Annotated in this window: 20 protein-coding genes; 2 read left to right on the top strand and 18 right to left on the bottom strand. The window is 71.6% G+C overall.

What is annotated here, in order from left to right:
- Window positions 1-61: 61 nt before the first annotated feature.
- The 5 genes from AC07EG_RS18525 to AC07EG_RS18505 all read right to left on the bottom strand — a co-directional run bounded on the left by AC07EG_RS18525 (window position 62) and on the right by AC07EG_RS18505 (window position 6,245).
- The gene (locus tag AC07EG_RS18525) at window positions 62-916 is read right to left on the bottom strand and encodes an FAD binding domain-containing protein (RefSeq protein ID WP_478254330.1); all 855 of its coding nucleotides are present in this window, start codon (window positions 914-916) and stop codon (window positions 62-64) included.
- A complete protein-coding gene (locus AC07EG_RS18520) occupies window positions 913-3,348 on the bottom strand; it encodes a xanthine dehydrogenase family protein molybdopterin-binding subunit (RefSeq protein ID WP_478254329.1) in 2,436 nt (811 codons plus the stop codon). The genes AC07EG_RS18525 and AC07EG_RS18520 overlap by 4 nt, the downstream gene beginning before the upstream one ends.
- Complete coding sequence (locus tag AC07EG_RS18515) at window positions 3,348-3,878, bottom strand: (2Fe-2S)-binding protein (protein ID WP_478254328.1); 531 nt, start codon at window positions 3,876-3,878, stop codon at window positions 3,348-3,350. Before AC07EG_RS18515 ends, AC07EG_RS18520 begins: the two co-directional genes overlap by 1 nt.
- Window positions 3,879-4,033: 155 nt before the next feature.
- A complete protein-coding gene (locus AC07EG_RS18510) occupies window positions 4,034-5,146 on the bottom strand; it encodes an XdhC family protein (RefSeq protein ID WP_478254327.1) in 1,113 nt (370 codons plus the stop codon).
- Window positions 5,139-6,245 carry a vWA domain-containing protein gene (locus tag AC07EG_RS18505; RefSeq protein WP_478254326.1) on the bottom strand — a complete coding sequence of 369 codons (1,107 nt, stop codon included), beginning with the start codon at window positions 6,243-6,245 and terminating at the stop codon, window positions 5,139-5,141. The genes AC07EG_RS18510 and AC07EG_RS18505 overlap by 8 nt, the downstream gene beginning before the upstream one ends.
- Before the next feature lie 212 nt (window positions 6,246-6,457).
- Here AC07EG_RS18505 and zwf point away from each other — a divergent pair, with 212 nt between their 5' ends.
- The gene (gene zwf, locus AC07EG_RS18500; RefSeq protein ID WP_478254325.1) at window positions 6,458-7,918 is read left to right on the top strand and encodes a glucose-6-phosphate dehydrogenase; all 1,461 of its coding nucleotides are present in this window, start codon (window positions 6,458-6,460) and stop codon (window positions 7,916-7,918) included.
- 48 nt (window positions 7,919-7,966) lie between these two features.
- Here the strand turns inward: zwf and AC07EG_RS18495 are convergent, their stop codons facing one another.
- From AC07EG_RS18495 to pfkB, 7 genes are all read right to left on the bottom strand, one after another.
- A complete protein-coding gene (locus tag AC07EG_RS18495; protein WP_478254324.1) occupies window positions 7,967-8,827 on the bottom strand; it encodes an AAA family ATPase in 861 nt (286 codons plus the stop codon).
- Window positions 8,828-8,858: 31 nt separating this feature from the next.
- Window positions 8,859-10,502, bottom strand: coding sequence for a phosphoenolpyruvate--protein phosphotransferase (gene ptsP / locus AC07EG_RS18490; protein ID WP_478254323.1), 1,644 nt, complete (start codon window positions 10,500-10,502; stop codon window positions 8,859-8,861).
- 24 nt (window positions 10,503-10,526) lie between these two features.
- Complete coding sequence (locus tag AC07EG_RS18485) at window positions 10,527-11,576, bottom strand: zinc-dependent dehydrogenase (protein ID WP_478254322.1); 1,050 nt, start codon at window positions 11,574-11,576, stop codon at window positions 10,527-10,529.
- Window positions 11,573-12,019: a PTS mannitol transporter subunit IIA gene (locus AC07EG_RS18480; protein ID WP_478254321.1), complete on the bottom strand. Its 447-nt coding sequence runs from the start codon at window positions 12,017-12,019 to the stop codon at window positions 11,573-11,575. The genes AC07EG_RS18485 and AC07EG_RS18480 overlap by 4 nt, the downstream gene beginning before the upstream one ends.
- Window positions 12,012-12,317, bottom strand: coding sequence for a PTS lactose transporter subunit IIB (locus tag AC07EG_RS18475; protein ID WP_153030157.1), 306 nt, complete (start codon window positions 12,315-12,317; stop codon window positions 12,012-12,014). Before AC07EG_RS18475 ends, AC07EG_RS18480 begins: the two co-directional genes overlap by 8 nt.
- 23 nt (window positions 12,318-12,340) lie before the next feature.
- Window positions 12,341-13,435, bottom strand: coding sequence for a mannitol-specific PTS transporter subunit IIC (gene mtlA, locus AC07EG_RS18470; RefSeq protein WP_478254320.1), 1,095 nt, complete (start codon window positions 13,433-13,435; stop codon window positions 12,341-12,343).
- A gap of 61 nt (window positions 13,436-13,496) precedes the next feature.
- A complete protein-coding gene (pfkB, locus tag AC07EG_RS18465) occupies window positions 13,497-14,423 on the bottom strand; it encodes a 1-phosphofructokinase (RefSeq protein ID WP_478254319.1) in 927 nt (308 codons plus the stop codon).
- Between the two features lie 183 nt (window positions 14,424-14,606).
- Between pfkB and AC07EG_RS18460 the strand changes: the two genes are divergently transcribed.
- The gene (locus AC07EG_RS18460; protein WP_478254318.1) at window positions 14,607-15,368 is read left to right on the top strand and encodes a DeoR/GlpR family DNA-binding transcription regulator; all 762 of its coding nucleotides are present in this window, start codon (window positions 14,607-14,609) and stop codon (window positions 15,366-15,368) included.
- A 3-nt stretch (window positions 15,369-15,371) separates the two neighbouring features.
- Here the strand turns inward: AC07EG_RS18460 and AC07EG_RS18455 are convergent, their stop codons facing one another.
- The 6 genes from AC07EG_RS18455 to pcaH are packed head-to-tail and all read right to left on the bottom strand — an operon-like array spanning window position 15,372 to window position 19,236.
- Window positions 15,372-15,998, bottom strand: a complete 627-nt coding sequence (locus AC07EG_RS18455) for a nucleotidyltransferase family protein (protein WP_478254317.1) — start codon at window positions 15,996-15,998, stop codon at window positions 15,372-15,374.
- A complete protein-coding gene (locus AC07EG_RS18450; protein ID WP_478254316.1) occupies window positions 15,991-16,785 on the bottom strand; it encodes an IclR family transcriptional regulator domain-containing protein in 795 nt (264 codons plus the stop codon). The genes AC07EG_RS18455 and AC07EG_RS18450 overlap by 8 nt, the downstream gene beginning before the upstream one ends.
- Window positions 16,786-16,794: 9 nt before the next feature.
- On the bottom strand, window positions 16,795-17,190 hold the full coding sequence (gene pcaC / locus AC07EG_RS18445) for a 4-carboxymuconolactone decarboxylase (protein ID WP_478254315.1): 396 nt from the start codon (window positions 17,188-17,190) through the stop codon (window positions 16,795-16,797).
- Window positions 17,187-17,942, bottom strand: coding sequence for a 3-oxoadipate enol-lactonase (gene pcaD, locus AC07EG_RS18440; protein WP_478254314.1), 756 nt, complete (start codon window positions 17,940-17,942; stop codon window positions 17,187-17,189). The genes pcaC and pcaD overlap by 4 nt, the downstream gene beginning before the upstream one ends.
- Window positions 17,943-17,977: 35 nt before the next feature.
- Window positions 17,978-18,523 carry a protocatechuate 3,4-dioxygenase subunit alpha gene (gene pcaG / locus AC07EG_RS18435; RefSeq protein ID WP_478254313.1) on the bottom strand — a complete coding sequence of 182 codons (546 nt, stop codon included), beginning with the start codon at window positions 18,521-18,523 and terminating at the stop codon, window positions 17,978-17,980.
- A complete protein-coding gene (gene pcaH, locus AC07EG_RS18430) occupies window positions 18,520-19,236 on the bottom strand; it encodes a protocatechuate 3,4-dioxygenase subunit beta (protein WP_478254312.1) in 717 nt (238 codons plus the stop codon). Before pcaH ends, pcaG begins: the two co-directional genes overlap by 4 nt.
- Between the last annotated feature and the right edge of the window lie 2 nt (window positions 19,237-19,238).

The raw sequence follows: 19,238 nt of genomic DNA, 5'->3' as shown, positions 1-19,238 counted from the left end.
GCCGGAACGGTGAACCGGTGGTCGAGTCGCACAGGAACCGATCTCCCTTCACGAAGAAACTTCAGGCGCTCAGCGCGGCCGTCAGCGCCCGGCCGGTCAGCACCTTCGCCAGGTGCTGACGGTAGGCCACATCGGCGTTGCTGTCCGCCGCCGGATCGGTGCCTTCGGCGGCGTGTTCGGCGGCCGCCCGCACCGCTTCGGCCGTGGCGGGCTGCCCGGCCAGCGCCGACTCGACCGCCCGCGCCCGGACCGGCACCGAGGCCATGTTCGTCAGCCCGACCCTGGCCTCGGTGATGGTGCCGCCGTCGGTGCGGACGGCGACGGCCACCGCCACCATCGACCACGCCTGCGCCACCCGGTTGAACTTCTCGTAGTGCGCCTGCCACCCGGTGTGCTTGGGCACCCGGACCTCGACCAGCAGCTCACCGGGTCGCAGCGCGGTGGTGAACAGGTCGACGAAGAACTCCGCGGCAGGCACCGTCCGCGTGCCGTCCGGCCCGCGGACCACCAGCGAAGCGTCCATCGCCAGCACCGGCGCCAGCAGGTCACCGGCCGGGTCGGCGTGCGCCAGCGAGCCGCCGAAGGTGCCGCGGTGGCGCACCTGCGGATCGGCCACCGTGGCGGTCGCCTTGGCCAGCAGGGCCGCGTGCGCGTCGACCAGTGGATCGCGTTGCAGGTCGTAGTGCGTGGTCATGGCCCCGATGACCAGCGCGTCGCCGTCCTCGCGGATGCCTCGCAGCTCCGGGATCCGGCCCAGGTCGATCAGCTTGGCCGGGGTGGCCAGCCGCATCCGGAGCACCGGCAGCAGGCTCTGCCCGCCGCCGAGCACCTTCGCGTCCTCGCCCGCCTCCGCCAGTTCCCGCAGCGCTTCGTCCACAGTGGACGGAGCGGCGTAGTCGAATGCCGCCGGGATCACCGCGCACCTCCAGAAGCGTCGATCGAACCGAGGCCGCCACCGGACTCGGCACCGACGCCACCGGCGTCGGGCTGACCGGTGCGGATCGCCTGCCACACCCGCATCGGCGTCATCGGCATCTCCACGTCCCGCACGCCGTACGGCCGCAACGCGTCGACCACCGCGTTCACCACCGCCGGGGTGGAGGCGATCGTGCCCGCTTCGCCGACCCCCTTGACGCCCAGCGGGTTCGTCGTCGACGGGGTTTCGGTGCGGTCGGTGGTGAACGAGGGCAGGTCGGCCGCGGACGGCAGCAGGTAGTCGGCGAAGGTGCCGGTGGTCAGCGTGCCGCCTTCGTCGTGCACCGCCTCCTCGAACAACGCCTGCGCGATGCCCTGCGCGAGCCCGCCGTGCACCTGGCCCTCGACGATCATCGGGTTGATCACCTTGCCGATGTCGTCCACGCAGACGTAGGACCGCAGCGTCACGCGCCCGGTCTCGGTGTCCACCTCGGCGGCGCACAGGTGCGTGCCGTGCGGGAAGGAGAAGTTCTCCGGGTCGAAGGTGGCCTCCGAATCCAGCGACGGCTCCACCCCGTCCGGCAGGTCGTGCGCGGCGAACACGGCCAGCGCCACGTCCTGGATGGTGGTCGAGGACCCCGTGCCGCGCACGGTGAACCTGCCACCGGCGAACTCCAGGTCGTCCTCCGCGCATTCGAGCAGGTGCGCGGCGATCGGCCGGGCCTTGGCCACCACCTTCTCCGCCGCCTTCACCGCGGCGATCGCGCCGACGGTCAGCGAACGCGAGCCGTAGGTGTCCATGCCCTTGTGCGAGGACTGCGTGTCGCCGTGCAGCACCTCGACGTCCTCGAACGGCACCCCGAGCTGGTCGGCGATGATCTGGCTCCACGCCGTCTCGTGGCCCTGGCCGTGCGGTGAGGACCCGGTGACCACCTCTACCTTGCCGGTCGGCAGCATGCGCACCGCCGCGTGCTCCCAGCCACCCGCGCCGTAGGACAGCGAGCCGAGCACCCGCGACGGCGCCAGCCCGCACATCTCGGTGAAGGTCGAGATGCCGATGCCCAGCTGCACCGGGTCACGGCGCTCGCGGCGGTCGGCCTGCTCGCGGCGGAGGCCGTCGTAGTCGAACAGTTCCTTGGCCTTGGCGGTCGCGGCCTCGTAGTCACCGGAGTCGTAGGTCAGCCCGGCGACCGTGGTGTACGGGAACTCGTCCTTGCGGATCCAGTTCTTCTCCCGCAGCTCCAGCGGGTCCACGCCCAGTTCGGCGGCCAGTTCGTCCATCATCCGCTCGATGGCGAAGGTGGCCTCGGGACGGCCGGCGCCGCGGTAGGCGTCGGTCGGCACCTTGTTGGTGAACACGTTGGTGCAGGTGAACCGGTAGGCCGGGAGCTTGTAGATGGAGTTGAACATGAACGCGCCGAGGATCGGCACCCCCGGGCTGACCAGCCGCAGGTAGGCGCCCATGTCGGCGAGCAGTTCCACCTTGAGCCCGGTGAGCGTGCCGTCGCGCTCGGCCGACAGGGTCAGGTACTGGATCTGGTCGCGGCCGTGGTGCGCGCTCAGCAGCGATTCCGAGCGCGACTCGGTGAACTTGACCGGCCTGCCGATCCGCCGCGCGACCAGGAAGGTGATCACCTCCTCCGGGGTGACCTGCAGTTTGCCGCCGAACCCGCCGCCGACGTCCGGCGCGATCACCCGCACCTTGTGCTCCGGCACGTCCAGCGTCATCGCCAGCATCAGCCGCAGGATGTGCGGGATCTGCGTGGCCGACCACATGGTGTACTGCCCGGCGGTCGGGTCGACCACCACCGACCGCGGTTCCATGAACGCCGGGATCAGCCGCTGCTGGCGGAACCTGCGGGTGATCACCACCTCGCTGTCGGCGATGGCCTGCTCGACCTCCCCGCCGGTGCCCGCCTCGGCGGAGTCGAAGACCCAGGTGGCACTGGTGTTCGTGGACAGTGCGGAGTGGACCAGTTCGGCGCCGTCCCGGACGGCCTCCTCCAGGTCCAGCACCACCGGCAGGTCCTCGTAGTCGACCTCGATGGCCTCCAGCGCGTCGTGGGCCTCGTAGTCGCTGCGGGCCACCACCACGGCCACCGCTTCGCCGGCGAAGTTCACCGTGTCCACGGCCAGCGCGGGTGCGTCGGGCGCCTTCTGGTCCTCGGTGATCGGCCAGGCGCACGGCAGGCTGCCCTGCTCATCGGCGAAGTCGGCGCCGGTGAACACGGCGACCACCCCCGGTTGCGCCTTCGCCCCGGTGACGTCGATCGAGGTGATCCTGGCGTGCGCGAACGGGCTGCGCAGCACGGCCAGGTGCAGCATGCCGGGCAGGGTCAGGTTGTCCGTCCAGCGGGTGCGCCCGGTGATCAGGCGCTCGTCCTCCTTGCGCAGCCTGGACTTCCCGACCTCGGGTTCGACGGTGGAGGTCATCACTCACCCCCGGCTATGCTGCTCGGGGTGCGCACGTCGGCCACGCGCTCGGCGTCCGGCCCGGCGCCGGGGCGCATCCGGTGCGCGGCGTCCCGCACGGCCCGCACGATGTTCTGGTAACCCGTGCAGCGGCACAGGTTCCCCTCGATGCCCTCGCGCACCGCCTGCTCGTCCGGATCGGGGTCGTCGGCCAGCAGGTCGATCGCCTGCATGATCATGCCGGGGGTGCAGAACCCGCACTGCAGCGCGTGGTTGTCGTGGAAGGCCCGCTGGACCGGGTGCAGCTCGCCGTCCCTGGCGATGCCCTCGATGGTGGTGACCTCGCACCCGTCGGCCTGCACGGCCAGCACCGAGCAGGACTTCACGCTGTGGCCGTCGAGGTGCACGGTGCAGGCGCCGCAGTTGCTGGTGTCGCAACCGACCACGGTGCCGACCTTGCCCAGTCGTTCGCGGAGGTAGTGGACGAGCAACTGCCGCGGCTCGACTTCGTCGGTGTAGCTGGTTCCGTCGACGTTGACGGTGATTCGCATCGGTCCTCCAGTGGTGGGGCTGGAAGTGATCGGGCTCACTCGCGAGCGTGCTACTCCGCTCTCGATCCAACAACCCCAGCCCGGGTGACCTTTTCGAGCCGCATCCGCAGTTGCGTCAGCCAGCCCCACCACCGCACCGAATCTGCGGGTCGCGCCTAGCTGTGGATCCGGCCGTCCAGTTCGGCCAGCCGCTGCCCCTTGCCGCCCCACCGCAACGCGATGATCTCGGCGGCGATGGACACCGCGGTCTCCTCCGGCGTGCGGGCCCCGAGGTCGAGGCCGATCGGGGAGGACAGCCGCGCGATCTCGGCGTCGGCGACCCCGGCCTCGCGCAACCGCGCGATCCGGTCGTCGTGCGTGCGCCGCGAACCCATCGCGCCGACGTAACCGACGTCCAGCCGCAGCGCGACCTCCAGCAGCGGCACGTCGAACTTCGGGTCGTGGGTCAGCACGGTGACCACGGTGCGCCGGTCGACCCGGCCGGCGTCGGCCTCGGCCCGCAGGTAGCGGTGCGGCCAGTCGACCACCACGTCGTGCGCCTCGGGGAACCGGCTCGCGGTGGCGAACACCGGGCGCGCGTCGCACACCGTGACCTGGTAGCCGAGGTAGGTCCCGAGCCGGGCCATCGCGGCGGCGAAGTCGATGGCCCCGAAGACCAGCAGCCGCGGCGGCGGTTCGAACGAGTTCACGAAGACCGAGGCGCCCTCACCGCGCCGCTGCCCGTCCGGGCCGTAGTGCAGCATCCCGGTGCGGCCGGTGGCCAGCATGCCGCGGGCGTCGTCGGCCACCGCGTCGTCCATCCGCGAGGAGCCGAGCGTGCCCGCCGCGCGCTGCGGCCACACCACGATCCGCCTGCCCAGCCGCTCCGGATCCGGGTGCTCGACGACCGTGGCCACCGCCACCGGCTGTCCGTTGTGGACGGACTCGGCCAGTTCGGCCAGCTCCGGCAGGCTTTCGCGGTCCACCGGTTCGACGTAGATGTCGATGGTCCCGCCGCAGGTCAGGCCGACGGAGAAGGCGTCGTCGTCGCTGACGCCGTAGCGCTGCAGCACCGGCTTGCGGTCGGCGACCACCTGCTGCGCCAGTTCGTAGACCGCGCCCTCGACGCAGCCACCGGAAACGCTGCCGGTCACCGTGCCGTCCGCGCCCACCAGCATGGCCGCCCCCGGCGCCCGCGGCGCCGACGAGAAGGTGGCCACCACCGTGCCCAGTCCCACCGTCTCCCCCGCCGACCAGCGGCGGTGGAGTTCCTCCAGCACATCACGCATCGCGTTTCTCCCGCATTCTCCCGAGCAACTGCTCCAGCGTGTTCAGGCTGTGCCCGGCCAGCAGCCCGTCCAGGTGCGGCAGCGCCGCGACGATCCCGGCCTGCACCGGGGCGTAGCCCGCACGACCGGCGTGCGGATTCGTCCAGAGCACCAGGTGCGCGAGGCGGCGCAGGGCCACCAGCTGGGTGCTGAGCGGGGTGGTGTCCCCGCGTTCCCAGCCGTCGGAGAAGACCACCACCACGGCCCGCCTGGCCAGGCCGCGCCGCCCCCAGCGGTCGAGGAACAGCCGCAGCGACTCGCCCAGCCGGGTGCCGCCGGCGAAGTCCGGCACCGCGTGCCCGGCGGCGAGCAGCGCCCGCTCGGGGTCGCGCTGCCGCAGCTGGCGGGACACCCTGGTCAGCCGCGTGCCCATGGTGAACACCTCGACCGCCCGCGGTGCCCGCCGGACCAGCACGTGCGCGAACCGCAGCAGTGCGTCGGCGTACGGGCTCATCGAGCCGGACACGTCGATCAGCAGCACCACCCGGCGCGGCTGCTCCTTGCGCCGCCGCCGGGCCGGTTCGCGCAGCTCACCGCCACCGGCGACGATCGCGCGCAGGGTTCGGGCCGGGTCCGGTTCACCACGCCGGGCGGGGCGGCGGCGGGCCGAGCGGCGCGTCGGGAGCACCGGGCTCAGCGCGGTGAGCAGTTCCCGCAGTTGCTCGCGCTCGGCGGCGGTCAGTTCGCCGAGGTCGCGGTGGCGGAGGACCTCCTCGGCGCTGGCCGAGACACGCAGCGGCTCGCTGTCCCCCTCCCCCGTGCCCGCCGCCGGTTCGGCGAGCAGCGCCACCCGGCTGCGGCGCGGCACCGGCGTGCCACGGCGGCCGGCGGGCGGCGGCTGGCCGCCGAACCAGGAGTCGAACGCGCGGTCGTAGCGCGGCAGGTCGTCGGGGTCGGCGCACAGGGTCAGCCGCCCGGCCCAGTACAGCTGCTCGCGATCGGCCAGGTCGACGTGCTCGACCGCGCCGAGGAAGGCGTGCAGCCGTTGCGGCGCGGCGGGCAGCCCGGCGGTGCGCAGGGCCGTGGCGAACCCGGCGAATCCGGGGAGGGGGCTGGGCATCAGAACGTCCAGGATACGCTCGCCGAGCCGATTCGGGCGACGTCGAAAGCACGCAGCATGACGCTACTTACCGGTAGGACAACCGGTGGTCACCGGGTGTTCGGGGAATTATCCCGGTCGTCCGGTGCGTTCGCCAAAGGCATGAGGTGCACTTGCCACAAATTCGCGCAAAGACTGGGCGAAACCGCCCGCGGCGACGAAGATGGACGGCGATGACTGAGACAGCCGATCCCCAGGCACTGTTCGCCGCGCGCGACAAGATGGTGCCCCATGTCTTCGTGATCTTCGGCGCCACCGGGGATCTCGCCCGCCGGAAACTGTTCCCCGGCCTGTTCCGGCTGATGCGCTCCGGGCTGCTGCCCGAGCAGTTCCGCATCATCGGCTCCGGGCGCAACTCGCCCGGCACCGACGAGGAGTTCCGCTACAAGCTCGCCAAGGCCGTGTTCAAGTTCTCCGGTTCCGCGCGCTTCGACGACAGCGTGTGGGAGGAGTTCGCCCAGCGCATCACCTTCCAGACCTCCTCGAAGGACGACGGGGAGGCGCTGGCCGCCGCGGTCGACTCGGCGATGGCCGAACTCGGCCCGGACACGCGCAAGCTGCTCTACCTGTCGGTGCCGCCGGACTCGATGGAGCCGATGGTCAAGATGCTCGGCGCCACCGGGCTCGCCGAGGACGCGCGGGTGGTGCTGGAGAAGCCGTTCGGCCGCGACCTGGCGTCCTCGCGCAGCCTCAACACCGCGCTGCACCAGGTCTTCGCCGAGGAGCAGCTGTTCCGGATCGACCACTTCCTCGGCAAGGAAGCGGTGCAGAACATCCTGGCGCTGCGGTTCGCCAACGGCTTCTTCGAGCCGGTCTGGAACCGGCACCACATCAGCTACGTGCAGATCGACGTGCCCGAGTCGATCGGCATCGAGGGCCGGGCCGGTTTCATGGAGTCGACCGGCACCTTCCGCGACATGATCTCCACGCACCTGTTCCAGCTGCTCGGCTTCCTGGCGCTGGAACCGCCGGTGCACGTGGACGCCGAATCGCTGCGGGTGGAGAAGCGCAAGCTGTTCCAGGCGGTGCGCGCGCTGGACCCCGATCGGGTGGTCTTCGGGCAGTACGAGGGCTACCGCGACGAGAAGGGGGTCGCCGAGGAGTCCGAAGTGGAGACCTTCGTCGCGGCCGAGGTGTGGGTGGACAACTGGCGCTGGAAGGGCGTGCCGTTCCTGCTGCGCACCGGCAAGGCGATGGCGCAGAGCCGCCGCACCATCACCCTGGGCTTCGTCGAACCGCCGCTGAAGATGTTCGACTCGGCGAACGGGTTCGACAGCCGGCCCAACGAGCTGGTCTTCGAGCTGACCGAGGACTCGACGGTGACCCTGGAACTGCGCGCGAAGCGGCCGGGACCGGCGTTGAAACTGGACCACGCGAAGCTGCACATGCGCTTCTCCGAGGCTTTCGCCGACGCCGAGCCGCTGGAGGCGTACGAACGCCTGCTGCTCGACGTGCTGCGGGACGACCAGACGCTGTTCACCAGCGCGGAGGAGGTCGAACGGCTGTGGGAGCTGTGCGACCCGGTGCTGCGGCAGCCGCCGAAGGTGCACTCGTACGAACAGGGTTCGTGGGGCCCGGCGCAGGCCCGTGAACTGGCGGGCGAACGCGGCTGGCGGGTACCGGAAAGTTCCTAGCCCTCCCGTCGCCCGCCACCACCCCCAACGGAGCGCTTCGCGCCAGTTCTAACTGAGCAGAGAATCCAATTTGGCCCGTACGCGGTCGATGTCCTCGCTGTACTTGAGCACGGCGCCGAGGGTGAGCGCGGCGGCCTCGGCGTCGAGCACGTCGCGGTCGAGCGCGGTGAGGGCGCGGGCCCAGTCCAGCGACTCGGCCACCCCGGGCGGCTTGAGCAGCTCCAGCTGCCGGATGCGGTGCACCGCCTCGGCGACCTGCGTCGCGAGCCGGTCGCCGAGGCCGGGCAGCCGGTGCTGGAGGATTTCGACCTCCCTGGCCAGGCCGGGGTGTTCGAGCCAGTGGTAGAGGCAACGGCGCTTGAGGGCGTCGTGCACCTCGCGGGTGCGGTTCGAGGTGAGCACCACCAGCGGCGGTTTCTCGGCGCGGACCTCGCCGAACTCGGGGATGGTGACGGCGTTGCCGTCGAGCAGTTCGAGGAGGAACGCTTCGAACTCGTCGTCGGCGCGGTCGATCTCGTCGATCAGCAGCACGCACGGGGCCTGGTTGAGCGCCCGGAGCAGGGGCCGGGCGAGCAGGAAGCGCTCGGTGTACAACGAAGCCTCGTCGACCGCTTCACGAGCGGCTTCCAGCGCACGCAGGTGCAGCAGCTGGCGGGGGAAGTCCCACTCGTACAACGCCTGTGCGGCGTCGATGCCCTCGTGGCACTGGAGCCGGATCAGCTCGAGTCCCAGCGCCCGGCTCAACGCGACGGCGAGCGAGGTCTTGCCGGTGCCGGGTTCGCCCTCGCAGAACAACGGCCGCCCCATCCGCAACGCCAGGTACGCCGCCGTCGAGATCCCGGTGTCGGCCAGGTATCCGGTGCGCCGAAGCGCCGCGGCCAGCTCACCGGGATCCGTCGGTACCGTCACCGGCCCAGGATACGAGACGGAACGCGGTTCCTCAGCTCGCCGCGGCACGGGCGGCGGCGGCGTCCGGGGCGGCCAGCGCGGCTGCGGCCAGCGCGGCGCAGTCGTCGAAGGTGCGCTGCCGGAGGGCGGCCCGGACGGCCGGGACCGCCGGGGCCGACATGGACAGGCTCGTGATGCCCAGACCGGCGAAGACGGGGGCCAGCGAGGGGTCACCGGCGGCCTCACCGCAGATGCCGACCGGTTTCGCGATTTTCCGCCCGGCCTCGGCCACCACGGAGACCAGGTCCAGCAGGGCGGGCTGCCACGGGTCCAGCAGGTCGTTCAGCTCACCGAGCAGCCGGTCCGCGGCGAAGGTGTACTGCGCCAGGTCGTTGGTCCCGATGCTGACGAAGTCCACTTCGGCCAGGATCGCCTCGGCACGCAACGCCGCCGCCGGGATTTCGATCATCACCCCGGCCTGCGCGACGCCGAAGTGCCGCACCCGCTCGGCGAACGCCCTGGCTTCCGCCGCGGTGGCGATCATCGGCGCCATCACGCGCACGTCGGTCCCGTGCTCGCGTGCCGCCAGGCTGATCGCTTCCAGCTGCACGTCCAGCAGCCCGGGGTGCCGGCGGCCGACGCGGTAACCCCGCACGCCGAGTGCCGGGTTCGGCTCCACGTCGTCGTTCGCGAACGGCACCGGCTTGTCGGCACCCGCGTCCAGCGTGCGGATCACCACCGGGCGCCCGCCGAACGCCGCGAAGACCTTGCCGTACGCGGCCCGCTGCTCGTCCAGCGAAGGCGCTTCGGCGCGGTCCAGGAACAGGAACTCCGTGCGGAACAAGCCGATGCCCTCGGCGTCGGCCGCGGCCGCCTCCTGCAGCGCACCCGCACCGCCGATGTTCAGCAGCAGCTTGACCGGGTGCCCGTCCCTGGTCGCCCCCGGCCCGCGGTGGCGCGCCAGCTCCCGCCGCTGCGCCTCCGCCTCCCGCTCGAGGTGGTCCAGCAGCCCGGATTCCGGGTCGACCACCACCTTGCCCGCCGAACCGTCCACCACCACCAGCTGACCGTCCGACAGCGATTCCGCCGCCGCGCAGCCGACCACCGCCGGAATGCCCAGCGACCGCGCCAGGATGGCGGTGTGGCTGGTCGCCCCGCCCTTCTCGGTGACGATGGCGAGCACGTTCGACGGGTCGAGGGTGACCGTGTCGGCCGGCGCGAGGTCCACCGCGACCAGCACGAACGGGCCGTCGGCCTCGGGGATGCCCGGCGGCTCCTCGCCGAGCGCGACGGCGATCGCCCGGTCACGCAGGTCGGCGAGGTCGGTGACCCGCTCGGCGAGGTAACCGCCGAGTCCGCGCAGCACGTCGATGTGCGCGGCGAACGCCTCCCGCACCGCCCAGGCCGCGGGCAGCCCGTTGTCGGCCGCCTTCCCGATGCCCTGCTCCAGGCTCGGGTCGCGGACCATCATCACCTGGGTTTCCAGGATCTCGGCGGCCTCACCGGAGAGCGACTTGCCGCGCCGCTCCAGTTCGCCTGCCACCTTGGCGAGCGCGGCCTTCGCGGTGGCGAACTCCTGTTCCGCGCCCGCCGACCCGGGCGGTTCCGCCGGCAGTTCCGGCACCGGGCGCATGCGGGCGACCGTGCCGGAAGCGGTGCCCGGACTGGCCGGATTCCCTCGCAGTTCGGTGGTCACCCCGCACACATCCCTTCTGGGTTCCTAGCTCGCGGCCGGTTCGATGGTCACCTTGATCGCCTCGCCGGAGGCCACCGTGTCGATCGCGTCCAGCACGCCGTCCAGCTTCAGCCGGTGCGTGATCAGGTCGTCGACCGGCACCGCGCCGGTGGCGATCAGCTCCAGCGCCCGCTTGTTGTGCTCCGGGCTGGACCCGTTGGCGCCGTAGATGGTCAGCTCCCGGTAGTGCACCAGGTTCGAATCGCAGGCGATGATCGGGTTGTCCTTCGGCAGGCCGCCGAAGAAGCTGATCCGGCCGCGCCGGGCGGCCATCCGCAGCCCGTCCTCCTGCGCCTTGCCCGCCGCCGCGGCGGTGATGATCACGTCGGCACCGCGGCCGTCGGTCAGGTCGAGCACGGCCTGCACCGGATCGGTTTCGGACCCGCAGATGGCCGCGTCCGGCTTGACGATCTCCGCCGCCATGTCCAGCCTTCCGCGGTTCAGCTCCACCAGGTGGACCGCGGCCGCACCACGGGCCCTGGCCAGCCGCACGTGCAGGCAGCCGATCGGCCCCGCCCCGGTGACCACCACGGTGTCGCCTTCGCCGACCTGCGCGAACTCCTGTCCGTTGAGGACACACGCGAGCGGTTCGGCCACCGACGCCTCGGCGTAGGACAGGCCCTCCGGGATGCGGTTGAGCCCGTCCACCCGCAGCACCCGCTGCGGCACGATCATGTACTCGGCGAACCCGCCGTCGAAGTGGTACCCCATCGACAGCTGGTTCGGGCAGATGGTGCGCCAGCCGCGACGGCAGTCGGCGCACTCACCACACGGGATCGCCGCGATCACCTGCACGCGGTCACCCGGCGCCCAGCCGGAGATCTCCGCCCCGGTCTCCACGACCTCACCGGCGATCTCGTGCCCGATCACCCGCGGCGGGTCGATGTGGTGGTGGCCGTGCCGGAAGATCTTCAGATCGGTGCCGCAGGTGGAGCACGCGTGCACCCGGATCTTCACCTCGTCCGGACCGGGCGACGGCTCCGGCGCCTCCTCGATCCGGATGTCGCCCGGCGCGTAGAAACGGGCCACCTTCACTGGACTGCCTCCTCTTCGGTCGCGGTCAGAATGCGCAGGATCGTGTCCGGATCGGACGCTTCCCGCAGCTCGGCCGCCTGCTCGGCGTCGAGCAGGGTGCGCGCCAGCGCGGACAGGATCTGCACCTGCTCGCTGCCCTGGGCGGCGATGCCGACGCACAGCTTCACCTCCGGCCCACCCCAGTCCACCCCGGCGGGGAACTGGACCACCGCCAGCGCGGTCCGCTTGACGTGGGCACGGGCGTCGTTGGTGCCGTGCGGGATGGCCACGGCCTCACCGACGAAGGTGGAGACCGATTCCTCCCGTTCCAGCATGCCGTCGACGTAAGCGGGGTCGACCGCACCGATCTCGGTGAGCACCGCGCCGACCTGGCGGATGGCGTCGTCGCGGTCGGCCGCGCTCGCGCCCAGCCGGATCCCGGCGGCGTCCAGCAGCTCAGCCATCCAGCGTGCCCCCGTCCCGGATCGCCTGCTCCACCCGGTCGAACACCGGGTCGCCGAGGAAGTTCTGGAAGCCGATGATCACCGCGTCGGAGTTCTTCTTCGCCCTGGCGACCAGGGTTTCCTGGCACAGCACCAGCTGGGCGTCGCCGGGGATCTCGTTGACCGGGATGTGCTCCACCTTGACCTTGTACGGCTTGAGCCGCTTGCCCAGTTGCGCGGCCACCATCACGCTGCTGCCCATCCCGGCGTCGCAGGCGATGATCACCTTGGTGATTTCCTTGCCTTCGATGCTGCTCACGGCGAATCCCCTTTCGTTCCGGCTCAGACCTGGCCGCCGTTGGCGAGTTGCTGCTCGCGTTCCTCGCGCCGCGCGTCCCGGCCGAACTTCAGCAGGACCGCGGAGACGAGGAAGCTGACCACCGCGGCGATCAGCACGCCGGCGATCACCCCCAGGTAACCACCCTTCGGCGTGACCGCGAGCACGGCGATGATGCTGCCGGGCGCGGGCGTCGCGGTCAGGCCGGCGTCGAACACGCTGAACACGAAGACCCCCGCCGCCCCACCGGCGATCGCGGCCAGGATCAGCCGCGGGGCCGCCAGGATGTACGGGAAGTAGATCTCGTGGATGCCGCCGAGGAACTGGATCACGATGGCGCCGGGCGCGGTGGCCCGCGCGCTCTTCGCGCCGAAGAAGGTCAGCGCCAGCAGGATGCCGAGGCCGGGACCGGGGTTCGGCTCGATCAGGAATTCGATGGCCTTGCCGGATTCGGCCGCGTCGGCGATGCCGAGCGGGGAGAGCACGCCGTGGTTGATCGCGTTGTTCAGGAACAGCACCTTGGCCGGTTCGACGATGATCGAGACCAGCGGCAGCAGTCCGGTGTCGAACAGCGCCTGCACGCCGTTGCCGAGCGCCTTGGTCGCGCCCTGCACCACCGGGCCGATGGCGAGCATGCCGAGCACCGCCATGATGCCGCCGATGATGCCGGCGCTGAAGTTGTCCACCAGCATCTTGAACCCGGGCGCGGTGCGGCTGCCGACGTGCTCGTCGAACAGCTTCATCAGGTAACCGGCCAGCGGGCCGATCGCCATCGCGCCGAGGAACATCGGGATCTCCGCGCCGACCGCGAGCCCGACCGTGGCCACCGCACCGACCACCGCACCGCGCTGGCCGTGCACCAGCCTGCCGCCGGTGTAGCCGATCAGCACCGGCAGCAGGAAGTTGATCATCGGGTCGACCAGCGTCTCGATCTTCGCGTTCGGCGTCCAGCCGGACGGGATGAACAACGCGGTGATCAGGCCCCAGGCGATGAAGGCGCCGATGTTGGGCATGACCATGCCCGCCATGTGACCGCCGAACCGCTGCACCGAGACCCGCACCCGGTGGGCCCGGGAGGGCGCTTCTTCCGTCTTCGTCATCGTTGACTCTTCCTGCTGCTCGGACTGGTTTTGTGTTGCAGCCCCCCGGATGAATCCGGTTTCACGCGCCCGCGCCGACCCCGCGTTCCAGCTCCAGTTCGGGGTGCAGCCGCACCTGCGCCGCCCCCACCTCCGCCGGTCCCGGCATGGTGCTGCCGGGCAGCGACACCGCCGCCGCACCCCAGGCGACGCCGCACTCCAGCGCTCGCGGTCCGTGGCCACCACCGGCCAGGAAGCCGGCCAGCAGCGCGTCACCCGCGCCGACCGAACTGCGTGCGTCGGCATCGGCTTCGGCGTGCCAGGCGCCGTCGGCGTCGACCAGCACCGCCCCTTCGCTGCCGAGGCTCGCCAGCACCGCGCGGGCACCGAGGCCGCGCAGCTCGCGTGCCGCCTCGACCACCTCGCGCACGTTCGCCAGCGACCGGCCGACGGCCTCCTCCAGCTCCTCGAGGTTCGGCTTGACCAGAGCCGGCCCGGCCTTGACCGCGGCGAGCAGCGCCGGTCCGCTGGTGTCCACCACGACCTCGGCGTGGCCGTCGACCGAGCGGATCAGCTCGGCGTAGAACCCCGCGTCGACCCCGGGCGGCAGGCTTCCCGCCAGTACCACCCAGGAGACGTCGGAGAGGTTGCCGAGCACGGCCGACGACAGCGCCGAGATCTCCGCCGCGGACAACCGCGCGCCCGCCTCGTTCAGCTTGGTGACCGTGGCGTCCGGCTCGATGACGCTGATGTTGGTGCGCACCGGCCCGGACGCGGGCACGCGCACCACGTCGATTTCATAGGTGTTCAACAGCGAGATGAGGTGGTCGCCCTCGGGTCCGCCGGCCGGCAGCACCGCACGGGCGGGCAGTCCGTTGCGCACCAGGGCCCTGGCCACGTTGATGCCCTTGCCGCCGGGGTGGACGTGCACCGCGGAGGCCCGGTGCAGCTCACCGCGCGCCAGACGCGGCACCTCGACGGTGCGGTCCACGCTCGGGTTCGCTGTCACGGTGAGGAACACCCGCACACCACCTCTGGGTTCCGGACTTGGTTTTGAGTGATTTTGCATGGGATCGCTTGGGTTTGCAACCCCTTGATCGCGTTGTAACCAAAGAAGACCGCAAGTCCCCACACGAACTCACATGATGTGGTTACCTGGACGCGGAATTCACTACTAACTGGACGGTGCGGGATGTACGCGGAGGAGCGGCAGCAGATCATCCTCGAGCGAGCGCGCGGCCTCGGCCGCGTCGACGTCGCGACACTGGCCGAGGAGTTCACCGTCACGACCGAGACGGTGCGCCGGGATCTCACCGTGCTGGAACGGCACGGTGTCCTGCGGCGGGTCCACGGCGGCGCGATCCCGGTGGAGCGCTTGGGTTTCGAGCCCGCGGTGGCGATGCGCGAAGGCGTGATGACCAACGAGAAGGAGCGGATCGCCAAGGCAGCGCTGGCCGAACTGCCCGAAGAGGGCACCATCCTGCTGGACGCGGGCACCACCACCGCCCGGGTGGCCGAGCAACTGCCGCTGGACCGCGAACTGACCGTGGTCACGCACTCGGTGAACATCGCGCTCGCGATGACCACCCGGCCGAACCTGACCGTGATGCTGGTCGGCGGGCGGTTGCGCAGCCGGACCCTGGCCTCGGTCGACGCGTGGGCGCTGCGCGCACTGGACGAAACCTTCGTCGAGGTGGCTTTCATGGCCACCAACGGGATCTCGGTGGAGCGGGGACTGACCACCCCGGACCCGGCCGAGTCGATGGTGAAGCGCGCGGCGGTCAACTGCGCCAGGCGCACGGTGCTGCTGGCGGATCACACCAAGGTCGGCAACGACCACTTCTCCCGCTTCGCCGAACTCAGCGACATCGACACCTTCATCACCGACGACGGCATCGATGCCGCCGTGGCCGAAGAAATAGCCGCCACCGGCCCACGCGTCCTGCGGGTCTGACTCTCACTCGCCCACCCGCCCACCGCCGCCCGGGAGCGCACCCGCGCCCCGCCCACACTCCCCGGGGCGGGGCAGATCCCCCGGCCGATCCACGTCCCGCCCAGTCCCCACATCCCCGCACTCCACCAACCGCAGATCCCTCCGCCCGGACAACCAGCCACGGGCCCCCGCATCCCCCGAAACCACGGAAGCCACCGCACCCCAGTGCTCCCGCCCCAGCAACACCGGATGCCCCGGCACCCCCGCATACGCAGCCCGCGCCACCACCCCCGGCGCCGCCAGCGCGACCAACCGGCGCACCACCTCCACCCCCACCCCGGGCAGATCCACGAGGTGCACCAAAACCGCCTCCACACCAGGCACACCAGACAGAGCCATAAGCCCCGCCCGCAGCGACTCCCCCATCCCCGAAGCCCACGACGAAGCGTGCACCGCCGAAACCGACCCCGGCAGCAGAGCCGTCACCGAAGCAGCCGCCGCACCGGTCACCACGAACACCGGCGAACAAGGCGCCAAAGCCCGCAAAGCCCGCCGCACCAACGGTTCCCCGTCCAGCTCCACCAACGCCTTCGGCCCGCCGAACCGGCGACCCGCCCCCGCCGCCAGCAGCAACCCGGCGCAGTCAGCCACGAGTCGCCCGTGACGGCGGCGCGACGGCCAGGTCGGCCTCGATGCGTTCAGCGGCATCGAGCAGGCGCGGCACCATCTCCTCCCGCACCGCCTCCAGCGTCGTCCGCGAAGCGTGTGTCGAGACGTTGACCGCGGCGACCACCTTGCCGTCCCGCGCCCGGATCGGCGCCGCGACCGAGCGCAGCCCCTCCTCCAGTTCCTGGTCGACCACCGCCCAGCCGCGTGCCCGCACCTCGGCCAGTTCGGCCCGCAGCTCGGCTTCCGAGGTCAGCGTGTGCGAGGTCAGCCGGTCCAGGCGGGCCTGCGCCAGGTACTCGTCGAGCCGGTCGCCGGGCAGCCCGGCGAGCAGCACGTGCCCCATCGAGGTCGCGTACGCCGGGAACCGCGTGCCCACGTTGATCGAGACGGTCATGATCCGCGACACCGCCACGCGGGCCACGTAGACGATGTCCGTGCCCTCCAGCACCGACACCGAACTGGACTCGCGCACCTCCGCCGAAAGCCGCTCCAGGTGCGGGGTGGCCACCTCGGGCAGCGACATGCTGGACAGGTAGGCGTACCCCAGCTCCAGCACCCGCGCGGTCAGCGAGAAGTACTTGCCGTCGGTGCGCACGTACCCCAGGTCGGCCAGGGTGAGCAGGAACCGCCGCGCGGCCGCCCTGGTCAGGCCGGTGACCCTGGCGACGTCGCTGAGGGTCAGCTCGGGGGCGTCCGCGCCGAACGCCCGGATCACCGCCAGCCCGCGGTCCAGCGACTGCACGTGGTGCGCGCCCCGAGTCTCGTCCATGCCGACACCCTAACCCCCGGCGGACTCCTCACCCAGCTCGGCGAGCACGCGCTGCGCCACGGCGAACGCGGCGTTCCCGGCCGGTGCGCCCGCGTACACCGCGGTGTGCAGCAGCACCTCGGAGATCTCCGCCGGAGTAAGTCCATTGTGGATCGCCACGCGGACGTGCATGGCGAGTTCCTCGTGGCAGTGCAACGCGGTCAGCGCGGCCAGCGTGACGCAGCTGCGCGTGCGGCGGTCCAGCCCCGGCCTGGTCCACACCGAGCCCCACGCCGACCGGGTGATCCAGTCCTGGAACGGCTGGGAGAACTCGGTGGTGTTCGCCACCGCGCGGTCCACGTGGGCGTCCCCGAGCACCTCGCGGCGCACGCGGATGCCGTCGCGGTACAGCTCGTCGTCGGTCATCGTGCCTCCAGGTGCGCCAGGATCAGGCGGTTGAACTCGTCCGGCTGTTCGACGTTGCCCAGGTGCGCCGCGTCCGGCACGACCTCGAGGCGCGCGCCGGGCACGCCCTCGGCGATCACCCGGCCGTGCGGCGGCGGGGTGGCCGGGTCCTCGGCGGTGCTGAGCACCAGCGTCGGCGCGGTGATCCCGGCCAGCTCGCCGGTCAGGTCCATCACCTCGATCGCCGCGCAGCAGCCCGCGTAACCGTCGTCCGAAGTGGACTCGACCATCCGTTCCAGCGCGGCCCGCCGCTCCGCCGGGAACTTCGGCGTGACCCAGCGGTCGACCACCGAGGCGGCCAGCGAACCGGTGCCCGCCGCCCGCACCGCCCGCGCCCGCTCGGCCCACACCTCCGGCGGCCCCAGCTTCGCCGACGTGCAGCACAGCACCAGCGAACGCAACCGCTCCGGCGCGTGCCGCCCCAGCCACATGCCGGTCATCCCGCCCAGGGACAACCCGGCGAAGTGCGCCCGCGCCACGCCGAGCCGGTCGAGCAGTTCGAGCACGTCACCGCCGAGATCGGCGAGGTCGTACCGGCCTTCGGGCGCCGGGGAACCGCCGTGCCCGCGGTGGTCGTACCGGATCACCCGGTACCCCGCCGCGGTCAGCGGCCCGACCTGCGGCTCCCACATCTCCAGCGTGCTGCCGAGCGAACCGCTCAGCACCACCGCCTCACCGCCGTCCGGCCCGTCGACCACGTGGTGGACCCGCATGCCCCTCCTCGCCTCGAAACCCGGCCCTCGAAAACCTAGAGCTCGAAGAACACCGTCTCGCCGTCGCCCTGCAGGCGCACGTCGAACCGGTAGCCGTCGCCTTCGCGCACCGCGACCAGCGTGTCCCGGCGGTCTTCGGGAACCGAGCCGAGCACCGGGTCGGCGGCGTTCGCCTCGGCGTGCTCGGGGAAGTAGATCCGGGTGACCACCCGGTGCAGCAGCCCGCGGCCGAGCACGGACACGTCGATGTGCGGGGCCTGCGGCGTGTCGCCGGTGCCGGGCAGCGCACCCGGCACCACCGTGCGGATGGACCAGCGGCCCTGCTCGTCGGTCGGGCACCGGCCGAAGCCGCGGAAGCCGGCCACCCGCCCACGCGGGTCGTCCGGGTGGTCGAACCGGCCGTCGGCGTCGGCCTGCCAGGTCTCGATCAGCGCGTCCGGCACCGGATCGCCGTTGCCGTCGTAGACCACGCCACGCAGCACGATCGCGCCCGGGGTGCCCTCCGGCACCACCTCGGGGCCGTCGTCCCAGGGCAGCCCGATCGACAGGTACGGCCCCACGGTCTGCGAAGGGGTGCTCATTCGTCGTCCTCCTCGTCCTCGAACACCGAGGCGTCGCGGCCGCGCAGCACGATGTCGAATTCGTAGGCCAGCGCCCACTCCGGCTGCGTGCGCTCCAGGTCGAAGCGGGAGACCATGCGCATGCGGGCCTTCTCGTCCGGGATGGAGTTGAAGATCGGGTCCTGCGCGAAGAGCGGGTCCTCCGGGAAGTACATCTGGGTGACCAGGCGCTGGGTGAACGAGGTGCCGAACACCGAGAAGTGGATGTGCGCCGGCCGCCAGGCGTTGTCGTGGTTCTTCCACGGGTAGGCACCCGGCTTGATGGTGGTGAACTCGTAGTGCCCGTCGTCGTCGGTGAGCGTGCGCCCGACGCCGTCGAAGTTCGGGTCCAGCGCACACGGCCAGCGGTCGCCGGTGTGCCGGTAGCGCCCGCCGGCGTTGGCCTGCCACACCTCGACCAGCGAGTTGCGCACCGGGCGGCCGTCACCGTCGAGCAGCCTGCCGTGCACGATGATCCGCTGGCCCAGCGGTTCACCGGCGTGCTGGCGGGTCAGGTCGTTGTCGTGCTCGCCGAGCCTGCCCGGCCCGAGCAGCGGGCCGGTGACCTCGGTGAGCATCTGCGGCAGCAGCACCAGCGGCTGCTTCGGGTGCCGGAACGTGGTGGAGCGGTAGCCGGGGAAGCCGAGCGGCGGGTGGGTGCCCTCGGGATCCGGGCGGTAGCCGGGCAGGTTCATCG

The organism is Amycolatopsis sp. NPDC045836 (assembly GCF_056431745.1).
Note: the sequence above shows the minus strand (reverse complement) of the source record. Positions and strands in the feature narration are given on the sequence as shown.

Coding starts and splice junctions, on each gene's coding strand:
- AC07EG_RS18520 (WP_478254329.1), bottom strand. CDS start 3,348: ATGACCTCCACCGTCGAACCCGAGGTCGGGAAGTCCAGGCTGCGCAAG.
- AC07EG_RS18515 (WP_478254328.1), bottom strand. CDS start 3,878: ATGCGAATCACCGTCAACGTCGACGGAACCAGCTACACCGACGAAGTC.
- AC07EG_RS18510 (WP_478254327.1), bottom strand. CDS start 5,146: ATGCGTGATGTGCTGGAGGAACTCCACCGCCGCTGGTCGGCGGGGGAG.
- AC07EG_RS18505 (WP_478254326.1), bottom strand. CDS start 6,245: ATGCCCAGCCCCCTCCCCGGATTCGCCGGGTTCGCCACGGCCCTGCGC.
- zwf (WP_478254325.1), top strand. CDS start 6,458: ATGACTGAGACAGCCGATCCCCAGGCACTGTTCGCCGCGCGCGACAAG.
- AC07EG_RS18480 (WP_478254321.1), bottom strand. CDS start 12,019: ATGGCTGAGCTGCTGGACGCCGCCGGGATCCGGCTGGGCGCGAGCGCG.
- mtlA (WP_478254320.1), bottom strand. CDS start 13,435: ATGACGAAGACGGAAGAAGCGCCCTCCCGGGCCCACCGGGTGCGGGTC.
- AC07EG_RS18460 (WP_478254318.1), top strand. CDS start 14,607: ATGTACGCGGAGGAGCGGCAGCAGATCATCCTCGAGCGAGCGCGCGGC.
- AC07EG_RS18450 (WP_478254316.1), bottom strand. CDS start 16,785: ATGGACGAGACTCGGGGCGCGCACCACGTGCAGTCGCTGGACCGCGGG.
- pcaC (WP_478254315.1), bottom strand. CDS start 17,190: ATGACCGACGACGAGCTGTACCGCGACGGCATCCGCGTGCGCCGCGAG.
- pcaD (WP_478254314.1), bottom strand. CDS start 17,942: ATGCGGGTCCACCACGTGGTCGACGGGCCGGACGGCGGTGAGGCGGTG.
- pcaG (WP_478254313.1), bottom strand. CDS start 18,523: ATGAGCACCCCTTCGCAGACCGTGGGGCCGTACCTGTCGATCGGGCTG.
- pcaH (WP_478254312.1), bottom strand. CDS start 19,236: ATGAACCTGCCCGGCTACCGCCCGGATCCCGAGGGCACCCACCCGCCG.